The organism is Candidatus Syntrophosphaera thermopropionivorans, from assembly GCF_004353895.1.
GTDB classification, from domain to species: domain Bacteria; phylum Cloacimonadota; class Cloacimonadia; order Cloacimonadales; family Cloacimonadaceae; genus Syntrophosphaera; species Syntrophosphaera thermopropionivorans.
In genome coordinates this window covers 31773-44046 of record NZ_SMOG01000011.1, presented here as the reverse complement: position 1 = coordinate 44046, position 12274 = coordinate 31773, and the positions used below count along the sequence as shown (strand labels likewise).

The following is a 12274-nucleotide window of genomic DNA, read 5'->3' as shown; positions in this document are numbered from 1 at the left end:
ATTTCAGATAGTTGAATAGATTTCCCCATTATGTTTCACATCATTTGTTAGTCCGATTTTACCGACAAAGCTGTAGTATCCCTCAGCCTTTAAGTTGATTATCTCCTTGTAGTCTCAACAATCCCAGGCATTTTCAGCTCTGTTTTTGATCCCATCTACTGTCATCTTCTACCACTGCAGCCAGGAGACTCGGAACACCTACGTTATGTGATCATCGAAAGGCAACACTGGAATTAAATCGTAGCCCGATTAGACCAACCTCACACCTTCTTTATATAGACCCGCCTTACTATACCAAGGAGCAAATATACGAGCGTGAAGACGCTGTTGCCTTCAATCAGCATGAAGAGTTGGTAGAAGTCCAGAAACAAATAAAGGGGAAATTCCTGTTATCCTGCAACAATGATCCTTACATCGTGCAGCTATAGGATGGCTGCATCATTGATGAAGTAGAGACGAAATATTCGGTATTTGGTTCATTCCAGAATGAGATAGAGCCACTGATTAGAAATTATTACTATTGAATCAGATCGTCTTGAGAACAATACTACAGTAATGGCTTTAGTTAGAATATTGCCAGTACCAGTATTTAGTCGGATGATCATCAAAGCCTTTGAAATACTCTATATATGGTCCTCTAAATTTTTCAACTGTATCCTTATAATCCTGGATGAGATTAAAGAAGTCCTGGCTTACTACCAATCGATTCTCAACAGCCTTCTCCATGAGTCTTGCAGTAAGATCAATACCAGAGCCATAGTAGTCTGGGACTGGCAAATCGTTTTCATCCTTATAAAAAGTCATGGCATAAACATCGCTACAATGATGAATAGCTCCTTTCAATGGTAAAACTAATTTGGAAAGTTCGTTTTGGTATGGGCTAATAATACCAATGATTACTTCGATAAGTGATGCGAAGTTCTCACCACTGTTATTAAGATCACTATCTGGGATATAAAACATGAGTTCATCACCAATTATTTTCAAGGGCTTTAATGTAATATCTGTTACGGCTCTTTGGATGAATGTGTTCCTAATTCTGATAATCCAATGCTGAAGATTCTCTTTGTTTTTAATCTTGGTAGAGTTGCAAATATCCAAGAAAATACACGTACCAGGTACAACACACAGCCCGTCAATAGCTTCTTGCATACTTTTTTGGTCATTAGGAGACCCGATTCCAAAATACTTGTAATCCATATCATACTCCTTATTATGTTTTTTATACTTAAACTACATAACATGATATTTGTCAATGGTGATATGTCATAACTAAATTTTAAACTCGTTCTCTTCACCAATGAAACAAGTCTCAAGCTCAGCGAAGTCAAGTAGGAGGTGGAGTCTAATCAGTCTGCTACAGATAATCTCTGCCATCAGATTGATCATCTCCATGTAGTCTCAACAATCCTAGACATCATCAGCTCTGGTTTTAATCTCATCCTCGGTCATCTTCTACGACTGCAGCCAGGAAACTCGGAACTTATTCCACCAGCTCTTATAGTGGTATATTCCATCGTAAGGATCGGGTTAGGTAGGCTCTTTATCAAAGCTACTCTTGTTCATTCCAATTACCTTCATTGTTGTCCCTGACTTTAATGTACCTGATTGCTTGGCTATCTATTCAATTGGGTTGATCCATCCATCGTTATGCTTTAGAATAAGTTGGCTGCCCGATTTCACCAACTCCTCCAGCTTTATCCTGGAAGTGAAATTCATTATTTTTGCTTGACACAAACCTTGCGGTTAGAGATTTGAATTAAGTCGAGTGAGCTGAAGTGGTGAAATTGGTAGACACGCTAGTTTCAGGGACTAGTGAGCGATAAGCTCGTAGGGGTTCGAGTCCCCTCTTCAGCACCAGAATTCGTACATCAGCTAATAAATTCATTGACGATAAATCCCTTAAATCTATTCTTGATTAAAGAAATTTTTGCTCTTGATTTTATTTCTATTATTAAAGAAAAGTATTAAAAGCTTTTAGTTATAAAGAAGAGGTTATAAATGGCTCAAAAGATTTTCGTTCTGGACACCAATGTCTTGTTGCACAATCCTCAAGCAATATTTTCCTTCCAGGATAACAGAGTGGTTATTCCTATTATTGTTATTGAAGAAATAGACCAGTTCAAAAAAGGGGTTGATGAAAAGAGTAGAAATGCACGTCAAATAGGTCGTTATCTGGATGCCTTGCGTTCAAGAGGAAGTTTGCAAGAAGGCGTAAATCTGGATAATGGCGGAATCCTGCAAGTTACGGTTAATAAAGAAGTTTCAAATGTGGCTTCTAACCTTCTGTTTCTGGATAGAAATGATAACTTGATTATCAGTACTGCCCTCTATTTTAAGGAAAAATATCCCGATACCAAAGTCATCCTCGTTTCTATGGATGCTAATGTGCGTATAAAAGCTGATAGTGTGGGTTTGAATGCAGAAAATTTTGAAACTGGAACAGTTAATTTTGAAGAATTGTATACTGGAAGTATAATTAAAGAACTTCCGGATGATGAATTTGAGGCCTTGAAAGATAAACCATCCATTCCTAATAACTTTGGTAATCTTTATCCCAATCAATTTGTGCGTTTCACCAAAAAATCCGATCCTTCTATTTCTCACACGATGAGATATATCCATTCTTCTAATACCTTAATTCCATTCAAATATTATCAGGGACAGGAAGTTTTTGGTATAAAATCAAGAAATTATGAACAAGAAATGGCATTAGAGCTTTTACTGGATGATGATATCAAGTTAGTTAGCCTTTCCGGAATAGCAGGAACGGGTAAAACCCTTTTGGCTATTGCTGCAGGATTACAAAAGGTGATAGAAGAAAATAAATATGCTCGTCTGGTTATTTCTCGTCCCATTTTCCCTTTAGGGAAGGATTTAGGTTATCTACCTGGTTCTAAGACGGAAAAATTTAACCCCTGGATGCAACCTATCTATGATAATATGGATATATTGCTTTCTCGTCATGATCAAGTGGGACCTGCTAATCCCAAGAATAAACGTAAAACCAGTATAGAGGATTTTATGGATTATGGTTATCTGGAACTGGAACCTTTAACTTATATTCGCGGAAGAAGCCTTCCTGACCAGTTTATGATTATTGATGAAGCCCAAAATCTTACTCCTCATGAAATGAAGACTATCATCACTCGTGCAGGAGAAAATACTAAGATTGTTCTCACAGGAGACCCTTATCAGATAGATATTCCTTATCTGGATTCTTCTTCCAATGGTCTTTCTGTTGCCGTAGAAAAGCTAAAAGTGGAAGATATAGTGGGTCATATCACCTTGATTAAAGGGGAAAGGTCAGCTCTGGCAGACTTAGCTGCTAAATACTTTTAGGATTGAATCTTGAATAAAAAAGAAAATAATCTGGAACGAAGCTGGGTAGAGATTGATCTGGATGCTTTCCGGAGTAATCTGAAAGCGCTTAAAACTTTTTTGAAATCAGAGCAAGGGTTTATTCAAGTTGTTAAGGCTGATGCCTATGGCCATGGTGCTTGGGAAATAACTCAAGCTGCCTTGAAAGAAGGTGCCACTGCTCTTGGAGTAGCTAATTTGGAAGAAGGAAAGCTTTTACGCATTGAAGGTTGTAAAGCTCCCATTCTTATTCTTTCGCCTTCTTTAATAGATGAAATTCCTGGTATTCTGGAGTATAAACTTATTCCTACGGTTAATGAGCTCTCTTTTGCGCAAGCTCTGGTCTCCTTTTGTGCTAAACAAAAAGTTAAATGTCCAATTAGCTTGAAATTTGATTCCGGGATGCATCGTAGTGGTGCTCTGGAAAAAGATTTTGCGGAACTCTGGTCATATTGTCAGAATGCTGCTGAATTAGAAGTGAAAAGTGTCTTTTCCCATTTTGCCTCTTCCGAAAGCGACCCAGAATTCAGTAAAATGCAGGAAGAACGATTTAAACAAGTTCTAAAAAAGAATAAAGTTCAAGCAGAATGGATTCATATAGCTAATAGTTCTGCTCTCATTAACGATCTGGGAAGTTCGGGAAATCTTTGTCGGTTAGGTATATTAAGTTATGGGGTCTACACTCATCCTTCTCAGAAAGAGAAGATAGAACTTAAACCTGTTATGACTTTCAAATCCACTGTCATTCTGATAAAAGATATTCCCAAGGGTGCAACGGTTGGGTATAATCAAACTTGGAAAGCCCATCGCAAAACCCGTTATGCCGTAATCCCAGTTGGTTATGCTGATGGCTATGATTTTCTGCTTTCTAATAAAGGAAAAGTGCTTATTGCAGGCAAACTCTGTCCGGTCATCGGAAAAGTAAGTATGGATATGATTTGTGTAGACATCACAGATGCTCCTGAAATACAGTATGGAACTGAGGTTATCCTCTTAGGCAATGGTCACAATGATATTAGAGTAGAAAATCTCGTAAGTCTATATAACGGTTCTTCCTATGAACTTCTCTGTCAGGTAGGACGCAGAGCTAAGCGCTATTATTACGAAAAAGGAAGATTAGTTACTGCCGCTCCTTTATCCAGAAGAGATTTTGTCTCCAGTGACTATCCTAATTCCAAATTAAATCAGATTATCCAGTCTGCCATTGCTCAAAGAATTAATAGCGAAGAAATGAGTGAACTCATCTTTAGAGAAATTCTGCGGGTCTTCTTTTATAATCAGGATAGGGATATTCGTTATCGTAAAGATTTCCGTCACCATATTCTTTTCATTGAAAGTTCAGATAAGGATTATTGGAAAGCGGAGACCACTTTAAGCTTTTCAAAAACTTTACAAAGAGACTTTTTCCTGGTTGCCTGTGCCAATTCAGATAAAGCTTTGAAGGAATATTTCAAACGGAATGAGGTGGAATATCGCTGGCTTATGGATGGCAATTTCCAGCTTAATCCTTCTGCCTTTCAACTTTCTTCCGTAAAAGTTAATGATATAGAACTGGAAACCAGAATAAATTTCAAATCAGAGGCAATGGAAATTCGCTGTTCTCATCCTGCACTTAAAAACCTTATCGGACAGGAAGTTCGCTATGAAATCAATACCTTAACCCTCTATCCTAAATCTTCTCATCAATTAAGTGTCTTTATCACAGAACTTACTCACGGAGTCCAAATTAGCTTTTCCTATCCCGAAACTCTCAAACAGATAGAATGCGTTCCCTTTTTTGCCGGTCAAAATAAATATCCAAAAATAACCACTTCTAAAAATATCATAACTGTGACCACCAAACCTGAAGAATGGGTTTTCCCTCAATCTGGAGTAGTTTTTGCCTATTAAAAGAACTTGAAAAAGAGGAATATAAGAAATAATGCATTATTCTTTCTGATTTTTTATAGATGAATCCTTGCATCTAAAATAAGAAAGAACAATGTTCCTTACTATTTAAATGTATAGTAAAAGCGAAAAGCATTTTCCTTGTAATTTCCTTTACCGTAAGGGTGATATAATTATTAAACACAAGGGGTGGGGTTTATGGGATTGCTTTATCTAAGTTCAATTCTGTTTGCGAAATTTGTTAAGGTTTTTTTATATCTTTATAGATAAGGTCTATAATATGGAAGGGAAAAGAATAGGCAAGCTCCTTCGGAGCTTCATAAACGAGGACGTTTATGACCCCGTGTAAGAGAACATTTATGACCCCGCTATAGGGGTGTGAGACGTCCTCGTCTCACAAAGCCGTTAGGCTTTTCTAGGGGTAGCGAGATGTCCTCGTCTCACAAAGCCGTAAGGCTTTTTTTTCTTGAGTTGTTATATAGACAAAGAATATAAATCTTAGCTTTTTTAGTACCTTTTAACAACAAGCTCCTTCGTAGCTTCATAAACGAGGACGTTTATGACCCCAAAAAAGAAAACTCCTGCGGAGTTTGAAACGATGAGGACATCGTTCCACCATGGGTGTGAGACGTCCTCGTCTCACAAAGCCGTAAGGCTTTTCTTCTTTAGTTGTTATATAGCCAAAGAATATAAATCTTAGTTTTTAATAAATTATTAACAACAAGCTCCTTCGGAGCTTCATAAACGGGGACGTTTATGACCCCGTGTAAAAGAACATTTATGATCCTGCGTAAGGGGACATCTATGACTCCTAAGAAAAAACCCGTTCTGGTTAAATTATAAGCAGTTATCTTGTCTTATATTTTTCCGTTATTATCTTTTCAGTTATAGTTGATTTCTGAGGGGATTGTAATAGATACTTTCACAAAAAAGGTCGCCGTATCTTTAGTAAATCTACCTAAAATATCAGTAGAAGAAAATCTTTCCACTTGAGTCTGGTTAGTTTTATAGCCCATATAGAAAAAGCAATTTCGTTTAAATTCATATCTAAGATTCGCATAATAGCTAATATGAGAGAAAACTTCTTCACTTTCATAATTACTAAAACCAAGACCTGTAGTGATGCCTAAATAGAGATTTGGATTATATTGAATTTTGGCATTAATAACAGAGTATTGATCATCCAGTTGGACTTCTATTGGACCTGAACCATAATCAACTATATTGTTTCGGGGATAATCATATTTGTTAAAATTCCAGCTTAATGAATAGAAAAATTTTTGGGCAAGATAACCCTGTATATAAGTGATTAATCTATTTTGTTGATAAGTTTCATTCAATGTATAAATTAAAGTATTGGCATTTCCAAGATTGACAGCAACATAAAACCAGGTCCATTTATCCAGAGTTATAGTACTATTAATTTCATAGTAATAATGCTCTTGCCAGAAGTCATCAAAGATATTTCCATAATTTGCCTGCAGATTTACTCTTAACTTTGGCTTTAAATCAAAGATTAAATTTCCGTAAAGTGCACATTCTGAAGAGGTCTCATTATTATGGAACCAATCACTAAAATCAACACTTAGAAAACTCGTCATTTTTTTTAAGAAACCATAGCCCGGTTTTGAAGTCCAGGAAGAAGAAATACCATAGCATTGACGGTTTTTATAATAAAGATATCCAGCATCGGCATAAATATCTTTACTGGTCCTGGAATAATATATAGAATTATCAAAGTTACCAGGGTAATAATTCAACGAGCAATCGGCAAAATATCCTTTTTTTATGGAATTTTCTTCAGCTTGCTCGTCTTTTCTAATACTTCCTATCACTGATGATTTAAGAAGAAGTTTATCCGTCAGTTGTATATCATAATTTCCGTTATAAAGGTGATTATAGTAACCCTTATTGGTTCTGCTTACAAGAGCATTGCCTAAAGTAATATGGGCAAATTTAGGAATAAAAGATATTATCTGGAAGTAATCATCATAATTAATAATCTGTCCATCTTGCATAACTTTTTCATCAAAAGCACCCAAAATTCCCCATTTATTTTTTCCTGAGGTTCCAGTGGCTTTATAGGCAAAAGTAGGTTTATTTATATTGCGAGAATAAAATACGGTGTTATCAACTCCAAATGCATCCATATCTTCAATAAAGAAAAACCGATTTTCTTCATATAAATAAGGAATATCCAAATTATAAATATTCATTGCATCATCCGGAGGCACATCGGAAAAATCTGGATTTATACTCAATTTTACATTCATTTCTGAAGCTGGTTTGAAAGCTATATCTACCCCCAACATATCAGGGTCAAAACTGGTGGTTTTATTGACTAAGTCGTAGCTTTTAACAAAATAGGGTTTTATTTTTAAATCAATATCCTTAGTAATTGGTTGATGAAGGATAATTTCATGAGCACTATAAAAGTAGTTTCTTTTCTGCTTGATATGAGCATAAGGACTGCTATAGGTCTCATTTGAAGCTTGATTATAACGGGTAAGAATTAAATAAAAGTGATAAGGAACTGTATTCCGAAAACGTAGGGAACCTAAAGGAATTGTGAAAGTAACATTCCATAAGGAATCATTATAAGAAGATTCATAAGAATAATTACTATTCCATTGATTATCTATATTCATATCTTCTCTTCTGATTCCATCTACTAAATGTCCACCTGGATAAGCCATAAAAACATAAGAAAAATAAGTATCAGGCATTGTAATTAGCTGAACTCTAATATAATCAGCTCCTATATATTCATCTCTTCTTGCTGAATAACCAGTCGCAAAAGTCTCATTTATAGCACAACGAAAGTGAATCATCAGTTTATTATCGTCTTGCCAAATCCAGGCTTTTGTTTTTAAAGATTCAGGCATTAAATCATCTGGATCAATTCTTACAAAATCATCAATGAGATTACTTTCTTCTAATACTGGTTCGCGGGAATAAGGAACCTCTATGGCTTGCAGATAAAAAAACATAATAGCCATAAGAATGCTACAGATAAATACTTTTTTCATTGTTCAATCCTTAAATATTAGTTCAAGAAGAAGCACTTTTATAATGCTTTAACATAGATATTGTGCCCCAATAGGCAAGATAAGAAAATAAAAGAGTAATAATGATTACTATTAAAAATAAAGAACCTTTTTGTTCTTCTCTGATTGCCATTAAGGGAAAATTGCCTATTACTATGACGGGTATTAAGTAAGTGAAAACCCATCTAAGTATTCTATTCCGAAAAATTGCTGCTGGAAAAGTGGAAAGTGAAAAAAACGAAGATATTAAGGAAATAAAAGCATCCAGACGAACAAATATAATAGAACCAAGATAAATCAGAATATTAAAAGCGGTAAAAATCAGAGTGGCAAAACAAATCATCGCCAAATAACTAAGAACACTCACTAAAGAAATATCTATTGTATATTTAATAATCAAAATCATAAAGAGAAATATATCAATTATTAGATTCGCCAGACATTTCCAATTTAACTTACTTAAATACATTAAGAAAAAGATATTAAAAGGTTTTATCAAAAGTCCATCCAGGGTTCCATATTGGATGTGATAGGGCAAAGATTGCACTCCTGCACCAAAAAATAGATTATACAAATCTCCAGTTAATTTTACCGATAAAACAAGAATAAAAAGGTCACTAATAGGTATTCCCAGACCTTTTCCCACATTCAGATACAGTATCTGATAAAAAAGTAGGGCAAATATGATATTAATTATATCAGCACATATTTCCAGAATGAAACTTTTAGAAAAATATGCTATTCGTTTTATTCCCAGAAGATTGGACTTTAAATAGTATTGAAGATAATCTTTCATCCTGTTGCCTCATATATTTTTCGTCCTCTAAACCATAAAATTGAAGTAAAAATCCAGAAAATAAGAAGCCAGATTAAAGCTTCTATTAATATCCAGGAAAATTCTTTCCAGCTATAGTTTCCGGATAGGATACAGGAAGGATAATATACCAGATAAGCAGAAGGAAGTTTAATTAGAATTTCCCGAATGGTTGCAGGGAAAATATCCAGTGGCAGTATATTTCCGGAAATAAAAGGAAGTAACACTCCCAGTATCTTAGAAATGAAATCAATATCCATAAAGAAAAATGTTAGTATGGATAAACAGAAGGTTATGAGAAAAGCAAGAGGTGCCACTATTAATGCTAAGATGAAAAATTGCAAAAGACTAAGTAGCTGAATATCGGGAATAAAATTGCCACTAAATATCACCATTGCAAAGTAGGCAATAATTAGAGCAAAAACTATAAAAACCAATTTTAAAGAGTAGTAGACTACAAAATTATGCCAGAAATAACTATAGGGTCTTATCAAATGATAATTTAAACCTCCATATTTAATATCATTTCCAATGTCCCACCAGGTTCCAATAGCAAAGAATTCACTTGCTACTGTGGCTGAAATATAGTATAATAGAAGGTGATTTAATTGCCAGGTTCCAATCTGATAACCTTTAGTATAGACAAATTTAGCCAGAAGTAATTCACCGGCAAGAGGGATTAATATTACCAGAAAACTTAAAATAAAATTAGTCCGATATGCCATTGCTTCTTTTATGGTTTGTTTGCCCAGTCCAATATAATAACTACTCATTTTTCAGTATCTCTGTGAAAATATCTTCCGTATCTTTTCTTTTCAATTTGAAAGCGCCTATATTATACTGTGAAAGAAGTTGAGTAATGACTTCATCAGTATCACTACTACTTGTTTCCAAAATCACTTGAGAACCATTGAGCTTTCCATCAAACTTGCTGGATATCTCCTTTGCCATATCTTCCGAATCAACATTGATAGAAATGATATCGTATTGATATTTTTCCAGAAGGTAATTAGTATCACCTTGATACAAAATATGACCTTTATCCAGAATAATGCAGCTTTTACAACAATCCGTTATATCTTTAACATTATGACTGGAAATAACAAAACAGATGCCATATTGCTGATGACAGTAATTAATAAAACTTCTAAGATTACTGCGCGTAATAATATCCAGACCGGAAGTGGGTTCATCCAGAAAAACTAAGCGGGGAAGATGAAGAAAGCTAAACATTAATTCCATCTTACATCTTTGACCTAAACTCATATTTCTTAAAGGCTGATTTAATTCATCACCAATATCCAAAGCTTTACTGAAATCAGCTAACCTTTGCAAAAATTCATCTTTACTATAACCATAAATGTAGCGAGAAAGCTCTAAAGACTGAATTGCTGGAATATCCCATATCAATTGTCCCTTACCACCCTGAAAAAGACCAATCTGTTTTTTAAACTCTTTTTTCAACTTATAAGGAATAAATCCCAGAACTTTGATTTCACCTGAAGTAGGGGGCAAAATACCAGTAAGTAATTTTATTAGAGTAGTTTTACCTGCTCCATTTTTACCAAAAATACCTAAGTTTTGCTTCATGTCATGAATAAACGATACCCCCCGAATAGCAGCAATATCCTTAAAATTTGGTTTGAATAACGATACAGATGTCTTTACTCTGTAATTTTTATATAGGGACTGGAGTTTAATTGCTTGATCAATTTCCATTCTAAAACTCTCGGTAATATTTTATCAAAACGTTTCTTGGGACATCCTTGGTTGTCTTCCATTGTCAATTTTCCCAATTGGCAACCACCATAACACATCGGTAGATACATGCATGTCCTACATGAACTGGAAAAAACATTACTCATATATGCTTCCATGCGCATTTTTATTAAATTAAACCCGTCTTTGATGTTTCCCATTGTGTATCTCTTATCACCTGTTAGACTTATACAACTATAAACATCTCCAAAACTGTCAATTATCAGTACATTCTTCGATTTAGCTGAACAAAGGAAAGTACCGAAATATTCCTCATAAAGATCATTATTTCCATTGCTGACAAGGTTATGCCGAGTGTAGAAATCTGTAATAATCTCATCATACTCTGAATCGGAAAGACAATCAGTATAATGATTCTGCTCGCCAGAACATACCTTGGCAATATAAAAATCTTTTGGGGCGTACTTCTTGATAATTTCCTCATAAACATAGTCGATTTCACGATAGTTTGCCTTGTCAATGTTGATAGATATATGTATAGGGATATTTGCTTCCCTCAAGGCTTCTAGAGAATGCATAATGTTATCAAACGATGACCCTCTGGTTTTTAAGGGGCGTCTTTTATCGTGAATATCCCGGTGACCATCTATGGTTATAAGAACTTTTTTTAGATTTACTTCTTGTAAGGCTTGTAAAACCTTTGGGGTGTGTAATAAAACTCCATTTGAAACCATAGTTGACTGAGTTCGGGGATAAAACTTTTTAATGACATTGTATAATGAAACCATAATATCAGGATACAATGAAGGTTCTCCTCCGTGAAAAGAAAGAGAGGCATTTTCGTATAAAGAAGATAGTTTGCACTCACACAAAAAGCTATCCAATATAGCAAGGTTGTCGAACATGATTGGTTTCCGATATATCCCAGTTTCATAGCAATAAACACATTGGCAGTTACATCTATTGGTAACATGGATAATGAACTCTACAGTCTTTTCTTTATCCCAATGACCTGCCAGTCTTTGTCTGGCTGCTTCAGTTTCATTATAGTCATCATTAACAAAACACTCAAATTCATATAGGGTTTCTAACTCACTCTCTGAGAAGCTAGCGGGATCTTCTATCTGGCTTCTTGATAGAGATCTGTCCACCATCAATAGGGACTTGTTTAACGTGTTATATAATAGGGTTTTATCTATCATTGTGTGATTGTATAAATATTGCGATACTCTCATTATAAACTCCTTATTTCAAAGCAGAGCATTTTATGGATATTATCTGACACTACTAATGATTATTGATTGGGAGGTGGGTCAACAGGTGGCGGTTCAGGACACCGTTGGGTCCGTCGGTCACAGCTTTCCTTGATAGGCTCTTCACTCGGAGAAGTTGGTTTTTTTATTATTAATATCATGTTGTCTCCTTTAATGAATATTGTTTTTAGTTA

At 35.0% G+C, this 12274-nt stretch carries 8 protein-coding genes and 1 tRNA gene; 3 read left to right on the top strand and 6 right to left on the bottom strand.

Going from position 1 to position 12274, the window contains the following annotated elements:
• Positions 1 to 561: 561 nt before the first annotated feature.
• The gene (locus E0946_RS04485) at positions 562 to 1200 is read right to left on the bottom strand and encodes a nucleotidyl cyclase domain-containing protein (RefSeq protein ID WP_133201274.1); all 639 of its coding nucleotides are present in this window, start codon (positions 1198 to 1200) and stop codon (positions 562 to 564) included.
• 572 nt (positions 1201 to 1772) lie between these two features.
• Here E0946_RS04485 and E0946_RS04475 point away from each other — a divergent pair.
• The 3 genes from E0946_RS04475 (at position 1773) to alr (ending at position 5250) form a co-directional block, all read left to right on the top strand.
• Positions 1773 to 1860: transfer RNA gene (locus E0946_RS04475), tRNA-Leu, on the top strand.
• Between the two features lie 141 nt (positions 1861 to 2001).
• Positions 2002 to 3342 carry a PhoH family protein gene (locus E0946_RS04470; protein ID WP_133201273.1) on the top strand — a complete coding sequence of 447 codons (1341 nt, stop codon included), beginning with the start codon at positions 2002 to 2004 and terminating at the stop codon, positions 3340 to 3342.
• Between the two features lie 9 nt (positions 3343 to 3351).
• On the top strand, positions 3352 to 5250 hold the full coding sequence (gene alr / locus E0946_RS04465) for an alanine racemase (RefSeq protein WP_165942082.1): 1899 nt from the start codon (positions 3352 to 3354) through the stop codon (positions 5248 to 5250).
• Positions 5251 to 6128: 878 nt separating this feature from the next.
• Here alr and E0946_RS04460 read toward each other — a convergent pair.
• Genes E0946_RS04460 through E0946_RS04440 form a run of 5 tightly spaced genes read right to left on the bottom strand, consistent with a single transcriptional unit; the run spans position 6129 to position 12062 of the window.
• A complete protein-coding gene (locus tag E0946_RS04460; protein ID WP_133201271.1) occupies positions 6129 to 8276 on the bottom strand; it encodes a DOMON domain-containing protein in 2148 nt (715 codons plus the stop codon).
• A gap of 22 nt (positions 8277 to 8298) precedes the next feature.
• Positions 8299 to 9090, bottom strand: a complete 792-nt coding sequence (locus E0946_RS04455; RefSeq protein ID WP_133201270.1) for an ABC-2 family transporter protein — start codon at positions 9088 to 9090, stop codon at positions 8299 to 8301.
• The gene (locus E0946_RS04450; protein ID WP_133201269.1) at positions 9087 to 9881 is read right to left on the bottom strand and encodes an ABC transporter permease; all 795 of its coding nucleotides are present in this window, start codon (positions 9879 to 9881) and stop codon (positions 9087 to 9089) included. The genes E0946_RS04455 and E0946_RS04450 overlap by 4 nt, the downstream gene beginning before the upstream one ends.
• Positions 9874 to 10827 carry an ATP-binding cassette domain-containing protein gene (locus E0946_RS04445; RefSeq protein ID WP_133201268.1) on the bottom strand — a complete coding sequence of 318 codons (954 nt, stop codon included), beginning with the start codon at positions 10825 to 10827 and terminating at the stop codon, positions 9874 to 9876. The genes E0946_RS04450 and E0946_RS04445 overlap by 8 nt, the downstream gene beginning before the upstream one ends.
• Positions 10773 to 12062 carry a radical SAM/SPASM domain-containing protein gene (locus E0946_RS04440; protein ID WP_133201267.1) on the bottom strand — a complete coding sequence of 430 codons (1290 nt, stop codon included), beginning with the start codon at positions 12060 to 12062 and terminating at the stop codon, positions 10773 to 10775. The genes E0946_RS04445 and E0946_RS04440 overlap by 55 nt, the downstream gene beginning before the upstream one ends.
• Between the last annotated feature and the right edge of the window lie 212 nt (positions 12063 to 12274).

Excerpts from the sequence above, each read along its gene's own strand:
- E0946_RS04455 (WP_133201270.1), bottom strand. The coding sequence starts at position 9,090 with ATGAAAGATTATCTTCAATACTATTTAAAGTCCAATCTTCTGGGAATA.
- E0946_RS04450 (WP_133201269.1), bottom strand. The coding sequence starts at position 9,881 with ATGAGTAGTTATTATATTGGACTGGGCAAACAAACCATAAAAGAAGCA.
- E0946_RS04445 (WP_133201268.1), bottom strand. The coding sequence starts at position 10,827 with ATGGAAATTGATCAAGCAATTAAACTCCAGTCCCTATATAAAAATTAC.
- E0946_RS04440 (WP_133201267.1), bottom strand. The coding sequence starts at position 12,062 with ATGAGAGTATCGCAATATTTATACAATCACACAATGATAGATAAAACC.
- E0946_RS04460 (WP_133201271.1), bottom strand. The coding sequence starts at position 8,276 with ATGAAAAAAGTATTTATCTGTAGCATTCTTATGGCTATTATGTTTTTT.
- E0946_RS04485 (WP_133201274.1), bottom strand. The coding sequence starts at position 1,200 with ATGGATTACAAGTATTTTGGAATCGGGTCTCCTAATGACCAAAAAAGT.
- E0946_RS04470 (WP_133201273.1), top strand. The coding sequence starts at position 2,002 with ATGGCTCAAAAGATTTTCGTTCTGGACACCAATGTCTTGTTGCACAAT.